The 19135-nt window shown below is 34.2% G+C and carries 16 protein-coding genes and 1 rRNA gene; 4 read left to right on the top strand and 13 right to left on the bottom strand.

The features are described 5' to 3' along the window. Window positions 1-156 precede the first annotated feature (156 nt). Window positions 157-266: ribosomal RNA gene (gene rrf, locus BM383_RS07320) — 5S ribosomal RNA — on the top strand. Window positions 267-606: 340 nt separating this feature from the next. Here the strand turns inward: rrf and BM383_RS07315 are convergent. The 5 genes from BM383_RS07315 to tamL all read right to left on the bottom strand — a co-directional run bounded on the left by BM383_RS07315 (window position 607) and on the right by tamL (window position 7955). Further along, window positions 607-2793, bottom strand: coding sequence for a polyribonucleotide nucleotidyltransferase (locus BM383_RS07315; protein ID WP_093024461.1), 2187 nt, complete (start codon window positions 2791-2793; stop codon window positions 607-609). 147 nt (window positions 2794-2940) lie between these two features. Continuing rightward, window positions 2941-3210, bottom strand: a complete 270-nt coding sequence (gene rpsO, locus BM383_RS07310; protein ID WP_093024460.1) for a 30S ribosomal protein S15 — start codon at window positions 3208-3210, stop codon at window positions 2941-2943. Between the two features lie 159 nt (window positions 3211-3369). Then, entirely contained in the window at window positions 3370-4227 is an 858-nt protein-coding gene (accD, locus tag BM383_RS07305) for an acetyl-CoA carboxylase, carboxyltransferase subunit beta (protein WP_093024459.1), read from the bottom strand. Between the two features lie 64 nt (window positions 4228-4291). Continuing rightward, window positions 4292-5359 (bottom strand): class II fructose-bisphosphate aldolase, encoded by a 1068-nt coding sequence (gene fbaA, locus BM383_RS07300; RefSeq protein ID WP_093024458.1) that lies wholly within the window; start codon window positions 5357-5359, stop codon window positions 4292-4294. Window positions 5360-5414: 55 nt separating this feature from the next. Further along, window positions 5415-7955, bottom strand: coding sequence for a translocation and assembly module lipoprotein TamL (tamL, locus tag BM383_RS07295; RefSeq protein WP_449421147.1), 2541 nt, complete (start codon window positions 7953-7955; stop codon window positions 5415-5417). Between the two features lie 59 nt (window positions 7956-8014). Here tamL and BM383_RS07290 point away from each other — a divergent pair, with 59 nt between their 5' ends. Then, window positions 8015-8740, top strand: a complete 726-nt coding sequence (locus BM383_RS07290; protein ID WP_093024475.1) for a TrmH family RNA methyltransferase — start codon at window positions 8015-8017, stop codon at window positions 8738-8740. An 8-nt stretch (window positions 8741-8748) separates the two neighbouring features. Here BM383_RS07290 and porT read toward each other — a convergent pair whose 3' ends face one another. The 4 genes from porT to BM383_RS07270 form a co-directional block, all read right to left on the bottom strand. Continuing rightward, on the bottom strand, window positions 8749-9453 hold the full coding sequence (gene porT / locus BM383_RS07285) for a type IX secretion/gliding motility protein PorT/SprT (protein WP_093024456.1): 705 nt from the start codon (window positions 9451-9453) through the stop codon (window positions 8749-8751). A 5-nt stretch (window positions 9454-9458) separates the two neighbouring features. Beyond that, window positions 9459-10187 carry a bifunctional demethylmenaquinone methyltransferase/2-methoxy-6-polyprenyl-1,4-benzoquinol methylase UbiE gene (gene ubiE, locus BM383_RS07280; RefSeq protein WP_093024455.1) on the bottom strand — a complete coding sequence of 243 codons (729 nt, stop codon included), beginning with the start codon at window positions 10185-10187 and terminating at the stop codon, window positions 9459-9461. 136 nt (window positions 10188-10323) lie between these two features. Next, the gene (locus BM383_RS07275) at window positions 10324-11514 is read right to left on the bottom strand and encodes a pyridoxal phosphate-dependent aminotransferase (protein WP_093024454.1); all 1191 of its coding nucleotides are present in this window, start codon (window positions 11512-11514) and stop codon (window positions 10324-10326) included. 13 nt (window positions 11515-11527) lie between these two features. After that, on the bottom strand, window positions 11528-12637 hold the full coding sequence (locus tag BM383_RS07270) for a fatty acid desaturase family protein (RefSeq protein ID WP_093024453.1): 1110 nt from the start codon (window positions 12635-12637) through the stop codon (window positions 11528-11530). 160 nt (window positions 12638-12797) lie between these two features. Between BM383_RS07270 and rsmG the strand changes: the two genes are divergently transcribed. Together rsmG and BM383_RS07260 are read left to right on the top strand one after the other, a co-directional pair. Further along, on the top strand, window positions 12798-13427 hold the full coding sequence (rsmG, locus tag BM383_RS07265) for a 16S rRNA (guanine(527)-N(7))-methyltransferase RsmG (protein WP_093024452.1): 630 nt from the start codon (window positions 12798-12800) through the stop codon (window positions 13425-13427). Window positions 13428-13480: 53 nt separating this feature from the next. Beyond that, entirely contained in the window at window positions 13481-14326 is an 846-nt protein-coding gene (locus BM383_RS07260) for a hypothetical protein (RefSeq protein WP_093024451.1), read from the top strand. A gap of 59 nt (window positions 14327-14385) precedes the next feature. Here the strand turns inward: BM383_RS07260 and pruA are convergent, their stop codons facing one another. From pruA to BM383_RS07240, 4 genes are all read right to left on the bottom strand, one after another. Beyond that, complete coding sequence (gene pruA / locus BM383_RS07255; RefSeq protein WP_093024450.1) at window positions 14386-16014, bottom strand: L-glutamate gamma-semialdehyde dehydrogenase; 1629 nt, start codon at window positions 16012-16014, stop codon at window positions 14386-14388. Window positions 16015-16130: 116 nt separating this feature from the next. Then, window positions 16131-16517, bottom strand: a complete 387-nt coding sequence (apaG, locus tag BM383_RS07250; protein WP_093024449.1) for a Co2+/Mg2+ efflux protein ApaG — start codon at window positions 16515-16517, stop codon at window positions 16131-16133. 3 nt (window positions 16518-16520) lie between these two features. After that, complete coding sequence (locus tag BM383_RS07245) at window positions 16521-17720, bottom strand: DUF3667 domain-containing protein (protein WP_093024448.1); 1200 nt, start codon at window positions 17718-17720, stop codon at window positions 16521-16523. 14 nt (window positions 17721-17734) lie between these two features. Continuing rightward, a complete protein-coding gene (locus BM383_RS07240; RefSeq protein ID WP_093024447.1) occupies window positions 17735-18979 on the bottom strand; it encodes a type IX secretion system plug protein in 1245 nt (414 codons plus the stop codon). Window positions 18980-19135 lie beyond the last annotated feature (156 nt).

The following is a 19135-nucleotide window of genomic DNA, read 5'->3' as shown; positions in this document are numbered from 1 at the left end:
TAGCCGAGTAGTACTAATTACCCGTAGGCTTATGTACATCGCTTGCCCCTTTTTTAAGGGGTAGCACACTCTTTAGAATTTAAGGATCCAATATAGAAGAATATCTTTTTATCTCAGTATGTTACAATATTAGAGTTATGTAAATAACCAAAGATTTAAGGTGGTTATAGCAATGGGGCTCACCTCTTACCATTCCGAACAGAGTAGTTAAGCCCATTAGCGCAGATGGTACTGCCATCCGGTGGGAGAGTATGTCGCCGCCTTTTTTAAAACTCCTCAGTCTATTTTTAGATTGAGGAGTTTTTTTGTTTAGATACTTTATGAAAAAGCGTATGTTTTTTATCTTACCTATATAATAATTAAACTATACACTTTATGATCAAAGAAGCCTGTGTAGAAACCTTACAACAAGCCATAAGAGCTCAACGAAAAGATGCAAACAGAATTGAATTGTGTAGATAATAGGTGTCGTTTATTCTTAGATAAATAATACTTGTTTCTACTTAGCTATCTTCTTTTAATTCCCGAGATCTTTTATATTTTTCTTATAAAAAAAGAGCATTCATTATTGAATGCTCTTTGAAATTATATAAGTAAAAGAAGTTTTTAGTTGTTATCTTCTTTCTTTTTAAAGTCTTTTTTAGGTCTTCTTTCGCTGTTACCTTCGCCTTCTTTTCTAGGAGGTCTTTGTAAAAGAGCCTTTTTAGAAACTTTATCTTTTCTTGTTTTGGGATCTACACCAAAATATTTTACTTTGAAAGTATCACCTAAGTTTACAACATCAGTAACGTTATTGGTACGTTCCCAAGCAAGCTCAGAAATGTGTAACAATACTTCGTTTCCTGGAGCTTCTAAATACTCTACTACTGCACCAAAATCTAAAAGCTTTACAACTTTTACATCGTACACTTCACCAACGGTTGGTTTAAATGTAAGTGCTTTTAAGTGAGCAAGTACTTTATCAATTCCTTCTTGGTTGGTTCCAAGAATTTCAACAATACCTTGATCTCCGTCTTCGTTGATAACAATAGTTGTTTCAGAAGCTTTTTGAAGTTCTTGAATGTTTTTACCACCTGGGCCAATAAGAGCTCCGATAAAGTTTTCAGGAATTGTAGTAGTAATGATTTTAGGGGCGTGTCCTTTAACATTTTGATTCGCTGCAGGGATTGTATCCGTTAGCTTTCCTAAAATGTGAATACGTCCGTCTCTTGCCTGATTCAATGCTGTCTCAAGAATTTCGTAAGAAAGTCCTTTGATTTTGATATCCATTTGACAAGCAGTAATACCATCTTCGGTACCAGTTACTTTAAAGTCCATATCACCTAAGTGATCTTCATCACCTAAAATATCAGAAAGTACTGCGAATTTATCTCCGTCAGTAATCAATCCCATTGCAATACCAGAAACAGGTTTTTTCATTTGAATACCTGCATCTAACAATGCCATAGTACCAGCACAAACTGTAGCCATAGAAGAAGAACCGTTCGATTCTAAAACTTCTGAAACTACTCGAACAGTATAAGGACAATCCGCAGGGATCATTCCTTTTAATGCGCGTTGCGCTAAGTTACCGTGACCAACTTCTCTACGGGATGTACCTCTTAATGGGCGAGCTTCACCCGTTGAGAAAGGAGGGAAGTTGTAGTGTAAATAGAATCTTTCTTCTCCTTGTTCAGACGGAAGATCAATTACATTTACTTCTCTAGAAGTTCCAAGAGTTACAGTTGCTAGAGCTTGAGTTTCTCCTCTTGTGAAGATAGAAGAACCGTGTGTTGAAGGTAAATAATCAACTTCACACCAGATTGGTCTAATGTCGGTTGTTTTTCTACCGTCTAGACGAATGTTTTCGTCTAAAATTAAGTTACGAACCGCTTCTTTTTGAACTTTACCAAAGTATTTACCTAGCAAATCTCCGTCTGCTTCTAATTCTTCTTCAGTAAATAATTCTTTACATTCTTCTTTTACTTCAGCAAAACGCTCTCCACGTTCTTGCTTACCGGTGTCATCTTTCGCAATTTGATAACATTTTTCGTATGCAAAATCATGAATTTTTTGAGCCATTTCTGCATTTTCTTTCTCGGGCTCATATTCTCTCGTTGGTTTTACACCAACTTTTTCAGCTAAGTTTTTCTGTGCTTGACACTGAACTTTGATAGCTTCGTGAGCAAATTTAATAGCATCTGCCATTTCTTTCTCAGAAACTTCTTTCATTTCACCTTCAACCATAGCAACAGAATCTTCAGATGCACCAATCATCATATCGATGTCTGATTCTTCTAATTGAGCTTTAGTTGGGTTGATAACGAATTCACCATTGACTCTTGCTACACGTACTTCTGAAATAGGATATTCAAAAGGAACGTCTGAAAGTTGAATGGCAGTAGAAGCTGCTAAACCAGCCAATGCTTCTGGCATTACTTCTTCGTCATGAGACATTAACTGAATCATAACTTGAGTTTCTGCGTGATAATCTTTTGGGAAAAGTGGGCGCAAAACACGGTCTACCAAGCGCATGGTTAAAATTTCCTGATCACTAGGACGCGCTTCTCTTTTAAAGAAACCACCTGGGAATCTACCAGCTGCAGCAAATTTTTCTCTATAATCTACTGTTAATGGTAAGAAATCCATACTTGGATCTGATGTTTTGGCTGAAACAACTGTTGCTAAAAGCATGGCGTTACCCATACGTACAACTACAGACCCATCTGCTTGTTTCGCTAATTTTCCTGTTTCTAAAGAGATAGTTCTACCATCTCCTAAATCGATAATTTCTGTTTTTACTTCAGGAATCATAAAATCTTTTGTTAATTAATTAAACAATGGGTGTTGTTGTGTTGTTGTGTGTAGTTGTTGTTGAAACCCAATGAAAAACTAATAATCTTCAGCTTTTTATAAAAAATATTGGCAATAAAAAAAAGAGGCACGAAGCCTCTTTTCTGATTATTTTCTTAAACCTAGTTCCTTGATAATAGCACGGTATCTTTCGATATCCTTTTTCTTTAAATAGTCTAAAAGACTTCTTCTTTTACCTACAAGGCTAACAAGTGAACGCTCTGTATTAAAATCTTTACGATTCTTTTTTAAGTGTTCTGTTAAGTGATTAATTCTGTAAGTGAACAATGCAATTTGTCCTTCTGCAGAACCAGTGTTGCTTTCTGCACCACCATGTTTTTTGAAAATGTCAGCTTTCGCTTCTTTAGTTAAATACATGCCAATATTATTTAATGATTTTTATGTACTGATATGGTTTTCATATCAAGCTGCAAATATATAACTTATTTTTATTAAAGTTACAGGTTGTTAAAAATAATTATTTGCTCAAATAATAAGTGATAAAATAAAAAAGAGGCTTAAAAAAGCCTCTTTAAATTATTCTCTTACCGGTTGATTTTGAATCAAATCGATATATAAATTGATTTTGTTTTTCAATTGTTTTCTATGAACAATATGATCTAAGAAACCATGTTCAAGTAAGAACTCTGAGGTTTGGAAACCTTCTGGAAGTTCTTTTCCTGTAGCCTCTTTAATTACACGTGGACCAGCAAAACCTATTAAAGCTCCTGGTTCTGCAATATTAATGTCTCCCAACATTGCATAAGAAGCGGTAACTCCTCCTGTTGTAGGGTCTGTAGATAAAGAGATATATGGTAATTTCTTTTCTGCAAGTTTAGCCAATTTAGCAGATGTTTTTGCTAATTGCATTAGTGATAATGCTGCTTCTTGCATACGTGCTCCACCAGATTTAGAAATCATGATGAAAGGCAAATTGTTTTCGATAGCGTAATCAATACCGCGACAAATTTTTTCACCGGCAACGCTACCTAAAGATCCACCAATAAAGTTGAAATCCATACAAGAAATAACGATGTCTTTTCCTTTAGATTTTCCAACTGCAGTTCTTACAGCATCTTTTAATCCTGTTTTTTCTTGAGCAGCTTTTAAACGATCTACATAATTTTTGGTATCAACAAATTTTAAAGGGTCTTTAGCGGTAAGTTTATCGCCAATTTCTTCAAATTCATTGTTGTCAAAAAGTATCTCAAAATATTCTTTACTACCAATTCTTACGTGGTAATCATCTTCTGGGCTAACGTAAAAGTTTTTTGCCAACTCATCTGCTTCAACAATCTTTCCTGTCGGGGACTTGTACCAAAGACCTTTTGGTGTGTCCTTTTTCTGCTCTGTGGCAGTTTGTATTCCTTTTTCTGTTCTTTTAAACCAAGCCATAAATAAAAAAATAAAGCGCTGAATTAAACTTTAATTCAGCGCTAAATTATAAAAATATTATGATTTATAAAGTGTTTACGTTGTTCAAATCTTCAAACGCCTTTTTAAGACGCGTGATAAACGTTTTTTCACCTTCTCTTACCCAAACACGTGGGTCATAGAATTTTTTGTTTGGAGAATCGTCACCAGTTGGGTTACCGATTTGCGCCATTAGATAATCTTTTTTCTCTAATACGTAATCTCTAACACCTTCTAAATATGCATATTGAAGGTCAGTATCAATATTCATTTTGATAACTCCGTATCCAATAGCTTCTCTAATTTCTTCTACAGTAGAACCAGAACCTCCGTGGAATACAAAGTCTACAGTGTTTTCTGCAACTCCGTATTTTTCAGAAATATATTCTTGTGAATTTTTAAGAATTTTTGGAGTAAGTTTTACGTTTCCTGGTTTGTAAACACCGTGAACGTTACCAAAAGCAGCAGCAATTGTAAATTGTGGACTTACTTTTAATAATTCTTCATAAGCGAAACCAACTTCTTCTGGTTGTGTATATAGTTTAGAGCTATCTACATCAGAATTGTCAACTCCATCTTCTTCACCACCTGTAACACCTAATTCAATCTCAAGAGTCATTCCCATTTTACTCATTCTCTCTAAATAACCTTTACAGATTTCGATGTTTTCTTCGATTGGTTCTTCAGAAAGGTCAATCATGTGAGAACTGAATAATGGTTTACCAGTTTCTTCAAAATGTTTTTCACTAGCATCTAACATACCGTCTACCCAAGGTAACAGTTTTTTAGCACAGTGGTCTGTATGAAGAATAACTACAGCTCCGTATGCTTTTGCCATTTCGTGAATGTGTTTTGCACCGGCAACAGCACCAGCAACAGCAGCTTTTTGATCTTCGTTAGATAATCCTTTACCAGCATTAAATTGTGCTCCTCCGTTAGAGAATTGAATAATTACTGGAGAGTTTAATTCAACAGCAGTTTCTAGAACAGCGTTGATAGAGCTCGAACCGATTACGTTAACTGCAGGTAATGCAAATCCTTTTTCTTTGGCTAATTTGAAGATTTCTTGAACTTCTTTACCTGTAGCTACACCTGGTTTAATATTATAACTCATGAGTTTGTGATTTAATTTTTTACAGTTAGTAACAAAGGTACGAAAATTATATATGTTAAAAGGGATAATTGATACCAATATTCAGCACTGCATCTTGAAAAGTAAAATCTTTAAACCAGCGATTTCCTAGCTCATTGGCAGGGTTATAGGTCTTGAAACCTGTATCTAGTCTAAATACAAAAAAGCCGAAGTCATAACGAAAACCAAGACCGGTTGCTAAAGCAATATCCCGTAAAGATTCTAGATCATTGAAAGTGGCATTTTCATCTTCAACATTATCAAAAACATTCCAAATATTTCCCGCATCTGCAAAGAGCGCGCCTTTTACGCTACCTGCAATAGGGAAGCGGTATTCCAGATTAAAAGCAAGTTTTAGGTTAGCTTCATTAAAGTCATTGACAGAACCTGAACTTCCCGGGCCCAAGTCATAGGCCTGCCAACCTCTGTTATCGTTGGAACCACCTGCAAAATAACTACGCGAAAAGGGAATACTATTAGAGTTTCCATAAGGGACTGCCATTCCAAAAAATCCGCGGAAAGCCAGTACGTTATTTCTGGCCAATTGAAAGTACTTTATATAGTCTAACTCTGCTTTTGCATATTGAGAATATTGAACTCCAAAAAGTAGATTGTTGTTATCGTCAGTTTGTTCAAGATTTGCTGAGCCTGATAGTAGTGATAACAAATTTCCTGCTAATTCAAATTTAGTTCGAAATTGATAAAAACTATTGTCTAATAAACCTCTTCTGCTGTTGATTGTATAAGTGATATTTGATGCCACAATCAAGTTGTTGTCCGTCAAACGCTCTTTACGTTCATTAATGCTTCTTACATTTTCACGATCGTCTGTAGATGTGCTTATTGTATTATTTAAAACGTCTGAAATAAAACTGTCTGCACCGCTTGGAATGGTAAGATCTCCATTGTCGTTGACATAAGATTCATCTACCGTGTAGTTGGCTGCAATATCGTTAAGTCTGCTATAGGTAGTTTGATAAACATTAAAAAAGTTATCAATATTTACATTTTTAATGTATTGAATATCAATAAGACCTAGCTCCATTTTTTTAAGCGCATTTGGTTGCCACTTATAGGTTAAAGCACCATCAAGTGTACGCTTATCCAAGCCAATATTTGTTTGGACACTGGTTCCTACGGAAAAAACAGTAGATGGAACCATGTTTTTGGTAATCCATTTATCAGTATTTAAAGGAAAGAAAATTCTAGGGAAGCTCAACTTTACATCTGCACCAACTTCTGAAATATTAAAGAATCTGTCGTTGTCTGCAGCACTTTGTTGTGAGCCAATGGTACTTCTTCCTGAAATTTCTAAGGTTTCCGCGCCTCTAAAAATGTTTCTACTAATAACCGATCCTCCAACAGTGAAACCAATATCTTGAATGTTAGAGTGAGATACATCGAAATCAAATCCTAAAGAGAATCGCTTTCTTGGTGTTAAATAGATATTGTTGATTAGTTTTGTATTGGTAGAATCTTTATCGTTGTAAACATACTCGATGTTAGGATATTTAAACACATTCAAATTGCTAATTTGTCTGTATGTGTCCGTTCTGTCAACATCTCTATAAACTGCGCCTTCTTTAGTAGAAATAGCGTTGGTTAGTGTTTTAGGTTTGTAGCGCAATTTACCAGTGTAGAAAATAGTGTAGCCATTGTAGCGAAGCGAATCCATTTCATAAATATTATCGCTAAAAGAATAATCTGCATAAATGTTTACATGTTCTATTTTATGAACTTTATATTCTGTTTGGTTTACAGTATCGCTATCTCTTTCGTTTAGGTTGTCAATGATAAGAGTGGTTGGCATTTTGTAATCATTATTAGCCGCAACGGTATCTCTTAAAATTTCAAAACCAATTGAGTTTTGTTGAAAGTTGTAAATTCCTGAATTTCTAAAAATAAAAGTCAGACGGTCGCGCTCTTTCTGAAAATTATCGAGATCATAGGTTTCTCCATTTTTTACAAAAGAAGCTCTTCTAAATCTTTTATAAATAGAATCAACATCTTTAGACGCGATTTCAAAAGATAAACTATCGATAATGTATGGCTTGCCGCGATTAATGGTGTAGCTTACCTTTCCTCTTTTTTCTTTGTTTTCAAGAGTGTCTACATTACTAGAAACTTCAGAATTAAAAAAACCTTTAGAGTTTAAATAAGCTTTTAGTTTGTCTTCCGTTTTTTTTGTCTGCAATTCGTCGATAATCACAGGAGCTTCTCCGGTATTGCGTAGCCAGTTTTGAAAACCAATTTTGGTTTTGGTCCATTGCACCAATTGTTTTCTTGATAAAAATTTCTCTGCAAATGTATTTTTTTGAAGCGTACTGTCTAGTCTGGATAAATAGATAGAGTCCGATTTTGGTTTAGCTAAATTGTAAATGTTTAAACGCAACGGATAGCCAAGAATACCGCTATTGGGTTCCTGGTAATATAAGCTAGCCATATCGGGGTTTTTAATAATTTCCCCGTTTTCTTTTAGTGTATTTTTTGTAAGCAACAGTTCGCCATCAGGAACTCTTTTTACAGTATTACAGGAAGAAAATAAAACTATTATAACAATAACTGTTATTTTTGCCAAAAGCGTTTTCAAATACCCAAGCGTTTTTTCAAATATGGTTTCAAAAATACATTATTTACATGGTTAGTAAAAACCAATTAAAACTAATAACGAGTCTGCACCAAAAAAAGTACCGAAACAAATATAACTTGTTTGTAGCGGAAGGAATTAAGGTGATCAATGAATATTTAGATGCAGGTTTTGAGCTACATCAACTTTTTGCAACTTCGTTTGATGCTTTTCATTCTGAAGGAAAAAATGAAGTTGAAATAACCGAGACTGAATTAAAAAAAATTAGCAGACTAAATTCGCCCAACGTAGGTGTGGCGTTGTTTAAAATACCAGCAGCAAAACCTATTGTAAAGGACAAATTAATAGTAGGGCTTGACGAGGTGAACGATCCTGGTAATTTAGGAACCATCATTCGTTTGTGCGATTGGTTTGGGGTAAGGCAGTTGGTGTGTTCAGAAAATACAGTAGATTGTTACAATCCTAAGGTGATTCAAGCAACTATGGGATCGTTGAGTAGAGTTAATGTGTCTTATATAAGTTTAAAAACATTTTTGACAGAAGCTGAACTACCCATTTTTGCAGCCATGATGGATGGTGAAAATGTATATGAAGCACATTTGCCCGAAAATGGTATTTTAATCATGGGAAATGAGGCGAATGGAATTTCAGAAGAAATTCTTCAAGCTGTCACAAAATCTATTAGCATTCCAAGGTTTGGAGATTTGCAACAAACCGAAAGTTTAAATGTGGCTACAGCCACTGCTATTTTGCTAAGCGAATTTAAAAGAAGGTAATAAGGTGTTTATTCAAAAGTGAAATTGATAAAAACTCCTCTTGTTTGAATGTATTCTATGTTGCCGGTCCACGGACTGTTTGGGTCGGCATCTGGTTTCATTTCATCTGTCAACGCAAATACACCGCGAATAGATGGAGAAAATTTAAAAGTAGGCGTGTAGAAATCAATACCAATTCCTAATTCATAATAATTAGTACCTCTTACCATTCTAAACACTCCTGAACTATTATCGTCTACACTTTTTTCTTGACTTCCTAAATTAACAGAAGTAGAAACACCTCCAACTAAAAATGGGCGAACATTTCCCCATCGTTTAGAGCTGACTTTTAATAAAAGTGGTAAATGTATGTAAGTAGAGTTTAGTTCTCTCACAGATTGAGACTCAGTAAACCCCGGGTTTTGAAAATTAAGCACTCTTCTGGTATAGTAAAGCCCTGGTTCAAAACGAAGATCAAGGAAACTGTTAATTCTTAAGTTTCCTATCAATCCTACATTAAATCCAAGACTTGTATCTACTAAAACATCTCCTCCAGGAGGATTTTCTTCGTACGCAAATTTGAAGTCGTACTGATTAAATCCTAAAAAATATCCCCAATGTACTGGCTGCTTATCAAAGTGAGGAAGTTGTTCTACAACTCCATGTCTTCTTTGAGCATTGAGTAGGGTTGAGCATAAGATAAGGGGGATGAATGTTAAAAGTATTTTTTTCATAAAGGTTATTTCGAGGCTGCATAAATGGTAGCCACTCCCATAAATTGTGGCTTGTTCTCTACATTAGTAAACCCAATTTTTCGTAAAATATTGTTGAACTTTTCACCATGAGGAAAAACAGATGCGGATTCTGATAAATATGCATAAGCAGTTTTATCTTTTGAAAACATTTTTCCTATTGCAGGTAAGATGTTTCTTGAATAAAAATTATATCCTTGTTTAAAAGGGAATTTTGTTGGTACCGAAGTTTCTAATACAACAAAAATTCCGCCTGGTCTCAAAACGCGGTAAATTTCGGCCAAACCTTTTTCTAGTGTTTCAAAATTTCTAACGCCAAATGAAACAGTGATTGCATCAAATTCATTGTCTTCAAAAGGTAGCGCTTCACTATCGCCAATAATCATGTCAATAGTGTTTGATAGTTTTTTAGCTTCTACTTTTTTAGCTCCTACCGCTAACATTCCTGGGGAAATGTCTAATCCAACAATTTTTTCAGCATTTGTTGCAGCTAAAGCAATTGCAAGATCGCCAGTTCCTGTAGCAATATCTAATACTTTTTTAGGTTGAATTGCTTTGACCAATTTTACCACTTTTTTTCTCCATTGAATATCCATTCTAAAAGAGATCACTCGGTTTAGATCATCATAATTCCCCGAAATGTTATCAAACATTTGCGTTACTTGCTCCTTTTTGCTAGAAGTAGAATCTTTGTATGGCTTTACTTGTTCAGACATGAAATATCAAAATTTGGGCAAAGATACATAATGATTTATGAAACGAATTGTTGCTTTAAATATTTTGTCTTTTTGAAAATAAAAAAGCCACTTTAATTTAAAGTGGCTTTCCTAAAATATGTTGAAAGAATTCAGATTAAGACAAAGCTTCTTTAATTCTTTTGATAGCTTCTTTCAATTCTGCTTCTGAAGCAGCGTAAGAAATTCTAATACAATCCGGATTACCAAATGCTTCACCAGTTACGGTAGCAACATTGGCATTTTCTAAAAGGTATAACGAAAAGTCTGATGCGTTTTCAATTTTAGTTCCTTTCAATTCTTTTCCGAAGAAATGAGAAATGTTTGGGAACACATAAAATGCACCTTCAGGAACATTTAGGTTGAAACCTTCTATTTCTCCCAGCAATCCCAGAACTAAATCTCTTCTTTCATGAAATTTATCAATCATGTATTTAATTTCGCTTACCGGAGCATTCAAAGCAGCAATGGTAGCTCTTTGCGCAATAGCATTTGGTCCACTGGTCATTTGCCCTTGGATTTTGGTACATGCTTTTACAATAGCTTCCGGACCACCAATGAAACCAATTCTCCAACCTGTCATAGCAAAAGCTTTAGAAACACCGTTTACAGTGATGGTTCTGTCATACATTCCGTCAATAGAAGCAATACTGGTATGCCCTGTTGTAGTAAAATTGATGTGCTCATAAATTTCATCAGAAACGATAAAAATATTTTCATGTTTCTTTAAAACTTCAGCCAAACCTTCTAATTCTTCTTTGCTGTATACAGATCCACTTGGATTACAAGGAGAACTGAACCACATCATTTTAGTTTTAGGAGTAATAGCAGCATCTAATTGTGCTGGGGTCATTTTAAAATCGGTATCGATAGAAGTTTTTACTTCCACAGGAATACCACCACAAAGTTTTACAATATCGCTATAACTTACCCAATAAGGAGCAGGAAGAATTACTTCGTCTCCTTCATTGATCATAGCTAATGCAAGGTTAGCCAATGATTGTTTTGCACCAGTAGAAACTAAAATCTGTGTTGGTTTGTACTCTAAACCATTGTCTCTTTTAAATTTATTGATGATGGCTTCTTTTAAATCACCATAACCGTCTACAGGAGAATAGCTGCTGTAATTTTGGTCTATAGCTTCTTTAGCGGCATCTTTAATAAAGTCTGGAATATTAAAGTCTGGTTCACCCAAACTTAATCCAATAATATCTTTTCCTTCTGCTCTTAGCTCTCTTGCTTTGGCAGCCATGGCAAGCGTTGCCGATGTTGCCATGTTTAAAACTCTTTCAGATAAGTGCTGATTCATTTTAATTATTTGCTTAGTTTATACTTTGTAATGCGGGTCTTTGCCCAAGTTCTTTTAAATGTTTGAAATGAGAGGCAATGGCCTTTCTCGTCGTCTGGTATTCGTGATATGGTAAATTGAATTCACTTGCCGTTTCTTTTACAATCTTAGAAATTTTGGCATAATGAATATGACTAATATTAGGGAACATATGATGTTCTACCTGATGATTTAAGCCACCCGTAAACCAGTTTACAATTTTATTTTTAGTTGAAAAATTAGCCGTAGTAAACAATTGGTGAATTGCCCAGGTGTTTTTCAATGTTCCGTTTTCTTCAGGTAGTGGAGTTTCTACATCTTCCACAACGTGTGCTAACTGAAAAACCACGCTTAAAATCAATCCGGCTGTGTAATGCATCGCAAAGAAACCTATGAAGACTTTCCACCAAGAAATATCTAACACCAACATTGGAATAATAATCCAAACCGAAACGTAGATGATTTTAGAAATCACTAAAATGCTCCATTCTTTTGCCGGATTAGGAAATTTACCATACGATAATTTACGTTTCATATACCTGCGCATTTGACGAATATCGGTAGTAATGGCCCAGTTAAGCGTTAGCAAACCGTATAAGAAAATTGAGTAGTAATGTTGAAATTTATGAAATCTATGCCATTTTGCGTGGTGTGTAAATCTAATGATTCTACCAGCATCTAAATCCTCATCATGTCCGTGAATATTGGTGTAGGTGTGGTGTAGTACATTGTGTTGCACTTTCCAGTTGTATACATTTCCGGCTAAAATATAAATACTAGATCCCATTAATTTGTTAATCCAGTCTTTAGACGAATAAGATCCGTGATTCCCGTCGTGCATTACATTCATACCAACGCCGGCCATTCCTATTCCTATAATAATGGTCAACAACAATTGCAACCATTGGTTCATATCAATCGTCAAAATCAAAAAATAAGGAGTAAGGAAAATGGCAAACATGATGAAAGTTTTTAGGTATAACTTCCAGTTTCCTGTCTTTTTAAGATTGTTTTCCTGAAAATAAGAATTGATGCGTCCGTTCAACGTTTTAAAAAAAGCTTGCGGATCTTTCCTGGAAAAGCGTATCGTTTTTGTCGATTTCATGCTGTAATTTCTGTGTATTTCTGAATAAAACCTATTCAAAAACAATTTTTTAATAAAATACAAAAGTAATAATTCTCAAATGTTGCAGATACTTTTTTGCTTGAAATATCTTTTTCTTTTTGATTACTTTTGTTAAAAATTCAACTTTCAGTAATTCTCTATGGATATCATTTTAAAATACTTCCCGAATCTCACGCCAAAACAGCAAGAGCAGTTTGCACAATTAGAAACACTTTACAAAGATTGGAATGCCAAGATTAATGTGATTTCTCGTAAGGATATCGATGAGTTGTATGTGCGTCACGTATTGCATGCATTAGGAATTGCTAAAGTTCAGGCCTTTAAATCTGGAAGCCATGTGATGGATGTAGGTACAGGGGGTGGATTTCCAGGGATTCCGTTAGCAATTTTATTTCCTGAAACCGAATTTTATTTGATCGATGCCATAGGTAAAAAAATCAAAGTAGTACAAGCAGTTGCTGAAACAATTGGACTTAAAAATGTGACGGCAGTACACGGAAGAGCTGAAAAAGTAAAGCAAGAATTCGACTTTATTGTGAGTAGAGCAGTAACCAACATGCCCGATTTTGTAAAATGGGTTCGTAATAAGGTGAAAAAAGATTCTGTTCACGAACTTAAAAATGGAATCTTATACTTAAAAGGAGGTGACCTTTCTGATGAATTGGCAATTTATCAAAGTGTGCAATTATTTGATCTACCAGATTATTTTGAAGAAGATTTCTTTGAGACAAAAAAGGTGGTTTATTTGCCGATGAAGTACAAAAAATAGATTTTTTCTTAATAGGTACGATTTTTGTGTGAAGACGTATAAAAATAACATCAATGAAAAACATCTTTACACTACTATTCTTAGTATGTTCATTATCGATATTCGCTCAAGACGGAAAATTAGGAAAAGCTAAAGCTGGCCTTAGTAGTTCATCATCTTCCAGCTCATCTTCAAAATCTTCTAACAATGATGATGAGAGTGATGACGATGGAGAAATAAATGCAATGATGGTAGAAGCGTTTGCTCAGGTTTTTTACTATGTTGGTATTAAATCTTTGTTTGGAAATGTTGAAAGAACAGATTTGAATATTTATCCTTATTATCAAGGTTATCCTGGAGAGTACATTACAGAACAAAATGATTATGTAGAAGGTTGGGAAGAAGAACTGGGTACGAGTTATAGCTACGCTTATAAAAAGTCAGACTTAAAAGCTCAATTAAATTATTTTTCGGCGTATGGAGTTAATGGTTTTCAAGCAAATATAGATTTTCGAATGCTATATTTTTTAGGGCTTAATGCTAGTTATAGTGGATTTTATGAAAATAATTTGGGGAATACCAACCAGTTGGATGTAGCTAGTTTAATGTTAAATTTTTATCGCATACGTACGAAGTATGTAACTATGTGGTGGGGAATTGGTGCTACTAGAGTTGGGGGAGGAGTTGATACTGCCGGAGTTGGTTATAATTTGGGTATGAATATTTTTCCTGTTCGTCCATTGAGTTTGTATATGTTGTGGAAACAGAGTGCTATAAATCAAAGTAGTGTAGATGAATTTCGGTTACAAGCAAAGTATCACTTAAAAAGATCTTCTGTCTTTATAGGTTGGCATTACAATGAAATTGGAGGAGTCAATTTAGGAGGAGTAGGTTTTGGGTTAGAGTATATTATAAATTAAGAAAATAAAAAAGAGCGTCCATTGGACGCTCTTTTTGTATGGTAAGTTTAAAGGAAAAACTATTCTCCTAAAAACGGATATCTATAGTCTACAGGAGAAACAAAAGTTTCTTTGATCAATCTTGGAGAAACCCAACGATACAAGTTTAATTTAGAACCTGCTTTATCATTAGTTCCAGATCCACGAGCTCCACCAAATGGTTGTTGGCCAACAACAGCTCCGGTTGGTTTATCGTTCACGTAGAAATTACCGGCTGCATTTTGCAATAGATCTGTAGCTTGTGTTAACGCATATCTATCTTGAGAGAAAACAGCACCTGTTAAAGCGTATTCAGAAGTAGTATCAACTAATTCTATGGTTTCTTCCCATTTTTCATCGTCATAAGCATATACTGTAACTACAGGACCGAATAATTCAGTTTCCATAGTAGTGTATTTAGGATTTGTAGTCAAAATAACTGTTGGCTCTACAAAATATCCTTTTGATTTGTCATATCCACCACCGGCAATAATCTCGGCATCAGCATCTGCTTTTGCTTGATCAATGTATTTAGCTAATTTGTCAAAAGAACCTTCGTGAATTACAGCTGTAATAAAGTTGCTCATATCTTCTGGAGACCCCATTTTGAAAGTAGCTAAATCTTTTTTTACAAATTCTAAAATTTTATCAGCCTTAGATTTTGGTAAGTAAACACGAGAAGCTGCACTACATTTTTGTCCTTGGAATTCAAAAGCTCCTCTGGAAATTGCTGTAGCCACCTGCTTTTCTATACAAGTTGGGTGTGCAAGGATAAAATCTTTACCACCTGTTTCTCCAACAATTCTTGGATATGTTTTGTAGTTGTGAATATTTGCTCCAACTTTTGCCCAAATGTCTTTAAACACTTTTGTAGAACCTGTAAAGTGGATTCCAGAAAAATCAGGACTAGCTAAAACTGTATCTGTAATCATGGCAGGATCTCCATATACAACATTGATAACACCATCAGGTACGCCAGCTTCTTTGAAAACATCTACAATTACTTTTGCAGAATAAATTTGGCTATCACTTGGTTTCCATACACAAACATTTCCCATTAAAGCAGCACTAGAAGGAAGATTACCTGCGATTGCTGTAAAGTTAAATGGAGTAATCGCATATACAAAACCTTCTAATGGTCTATGTTCAACTCTGTTCCAAACACCTTCTGAAGATTCTGGTTGGTCTTCATAAATTTCAGACATGTATTGAACATTGAAGCGTAAAAAGTCTACAATTTCACAAGCTGAATCAATTTCTGCCTGAAAAATATTTTTTGATTGTGCAATCATTGTTGCTGCGTTCATCTTGTCGCGGTAAGGTCCGGCGATTAAATCCGCAGCTTTTAAGAAAATAGCAGCTCTTTGTTCCCATGGAATTTTTGCCCATTTTTTGCGAGCTTCCAAAGCTGTTTCAATCGCTTTTTCTACATGAGATTTTTCTGCTAAATGATAGGATCCCACAACATGTTGGTGGTCGTGAGGTGGAGTGATATTTCTAGTGTTTCCGGTTTTGATTTCTTCACCATTTATATACAATGGAATCTCAACCGTACTTTTATAAAATTCTTTGTATTGTGCTAAAACTGATTCTCTTTCAGGTGTTCCGGGAGCGTAAGATTTAACGGGTTCGTTAACCGCAACAGGAACTTGAAAAAAGCCTTTTCCCATAATGTTACAATATTTTAATGTTGATAATCTATTGTCACAAATGTATAATTTTAAAAAGGATATCTCTTTCTAAAACTGTTACAATTCTTTTAAAATGAAGAAAAAGTAAGTGTGCGTTAATTTATAGCAAATGGAGCGTTGAGTTTGAATGTAGGAACAAAAACTCTAAACTTTTTGGTGTTTGTAAAGTTAATCATGTTGAAATAACCTTTCATAGCTCCCATTGGAGAAGCTAAAAGACAACCAGAATTGTAAGTGTATGATTCTCCTGGTTTTATAACAGGTTTTTTACCAATAACGCCTTCGCCGTCTACAACTTCGGTATGATTTAAAGAATCGAAAATGTCCCAATGACGTGAAGTAAGTTGAACAGAATCTTTGCTTTGGTTTTCGATGGTGATTTCATAACCAAAAGCAAAATGCATCTTATAGTTTTTGAAGAAAGTGCCTTCAAAACTAGTGCTTACTGAAATTTTAATTCCTTTGGTGATTTGTGTTACCATTGCTTAATATAAGAAAAAGCTTACTCCAATAAAAATTGTGAGCGTTACTGTGGCTAATATAGTGAAAATAGTATTAATGTATATGTATTTTAAAATCGTTTTTAATCTAGATTGCCCATAGAAGGTTCGCATGGCTTTGTATAGATAGAATAAGTTACCTATGGTAAGAATGAAAAGAATTGTAAATTTTGATAATAGTATAGTTCTAGAATATATAGTGCTGTCTGTCAATATTGAAATTATGGTATAGGTAAGGTAAGATAATACCAAAACGGTTAAAGTTTGATAACAAAATACCATGTGTTCCATAAAATAAAATCTTTTTTTACTATAAACCAACCAGATAAAAAATGCTAGTATTGGTACGGAAAAAAAGATAGCAAATGGGAGCTTATTTACAAGAAATGTAATGTATAAACTTGGTTGTTCTTTAACATTATAGCTGTTGAAAGCAAATTTATAGCTGAATCTATTCGTCCAAGAATTTTCAACTTTCATGTCTGAAAGCAAATTTGTATATGCAATTTGATTTGTATTTTCTATGCCGTATTGAAAAACTTTTCGTTTTAAATTAATCCCTTTTAAATAGGGGACATGAGTGTTTATAGAATCAAAATATGAAGTAGCGCTATAATAATGTAAAGAGTCTTCTGTTTTTTCGAGCAGATCTTTTTTCGAAACATCCTCTTTGTTTTTACTATTTTCAAATGTCTTTAAAATATAGGCGGCTTTTTCATTATCGCTTATTTCAACCGAGTCAATTTCTTTTAAATATTGCGCTATAGAATCTTTTGGAAATGAGTTGAAAGCTTCTGAAGTTTCATTGAATGATTTCTTTGCTTTGTCGTCAAGATCTCTCGTGTCAAAGGTTAAATTTACCAGAATTATATAGGTAAACAATAAACTCAAAAAAAACCTAAATGGATTGGTGTAGCTAAGACGTTTTCCTTCGCTGTATTCTTTAGTAATTAATCCGGGTTTGTATAGAAGAATCCAAATGGTTTTTCGGAATTTTGAATCATACGAGAAAATGGTATCGAAAAATTGAACAAATAAATCTGAAAATGTAATGCGCTTTGTAGAGTTGACTTGTGAGCAACGCGGACAGTATCTATCACTCAAGTCTAAAGGATGTTGACAGTTTAAACAAACCGTTCCTCTGTGTTTTAGCTTTTTTCGATTAAACTTTTTTAGTTTTAACATCCACTAAAAAGTATTTAGTTGGTTAAATTTTCACTATTTCCGTATCCAATACCAATTAAACTATCATATAAATCTCCGTAACCACGATAATAGACCAATACCATATAGCTGTTTTCAGTTTGATGAAAATTGCCACAAATAGCATTGTAATCTATGGTTTGCTCTTTGTCTGAAAAGACAACGTATTTATAATTGTAAAATCCTTGTTTTAAAAGAACTGTAGCTTCCAACAAACCGGTTTCGCTATTCTTCTCCAATTTGTTTTCTGGAAGTAATTCGTAATTATTAAATTTTCCGTAGATGTAGACATCGTTAAAACCTATAGCAGGATCATATTGCAATGCAAAATGAACATACGCATATTCGGCTTCGGTTTCCGTATTTCTGCCGTTATCTGTAGTGATTTCAAAATCTCCGTTTATATCTGGATTGTAGGTGTAAATTTTATCACTTCTACGCTCATTCACATATAAATAGTTGTGATATAGATCTTTCAAATCTATCTTTCTCACTCCGGTTCCAGATACTCTAACATTTTTGTTCTCGAAATTTAAATATTCATTTCCCGCCCAAAACGCTGTTTCTTGATCGTATTTATAAATAATTTCATCTCCTAGTGTGTACTGCGGAGCAATGTCAAACTTAGCATTATGCCACTGGTAATTTTGAAGCAGAACAACCTTTAATTGTTGCTGTGGGTTTAGAACCTGACTAGTGTTGCTAATGGCAAATTGCACTACCTGTTTGGTGTTAGCATAGTTTAAATCTCTAGATCTTTTCAAAGTTACTTCAACAGGTAAACTGTTTTTGTAGACCATAAATTTTCTCGAAAAAACAATTTCATCGTAACTATCATAAATTTCAATCATGTAGTTTCCTGTAATTGCCAATTTAGTATTTCTATTTGGTATTTCTAGGGTGTAATGAGAGTACGGTTGAAGAGTTGTAAATGAATTTTCGTAAGTAGTAATTCGTACGTCATCAACACCCTTTAAGTATTGTTGTTTATTTAAATTCGATGGTGTCCAATCATTATTACAGTGTATTATTTTGTAGTAATAATCGGCTTCATCAGCATATAAATCATCGAATTCAAGTGTTAAAGTTTCGCTGAGGGTTATCACAGGAAACTGGTCATCCGTAGGTCCATTAAAGAGGATGGTTTTAATGTTTTCTGGAGGGATTATTTCATATTTTTCTTGGCAAAACCCTTTTAATGAAATAGTTAATATACTGAATAAAATGTATAATCTATGCATTTTTATACTTCAAAATTTTGATAAATATAATCAAAATATTGGGTTAAAGTTAAAAATTCAAATTTAACAATGTTCAATTTATTTAGAATTGATATAAATAAATAATCAAACGATGGAAGCCTTAAAAAAATAACTCTAATTCAGTAAATTTGCGCT

This window comes from Pustulibacterium marinum, assembly GCF_900116665.1.
Classification (GTDB): Bacteria; Bacteroidota; Bacteroidia; order Flavobacteriales; family Flavobacteriaceae; genus Pustulibacterium; species Pustulibacterium marinum.
Note: the sequence above shows the minus strand (reverse complement) of the source record. Positions and strands in the feature narration are given on the sequence as shown.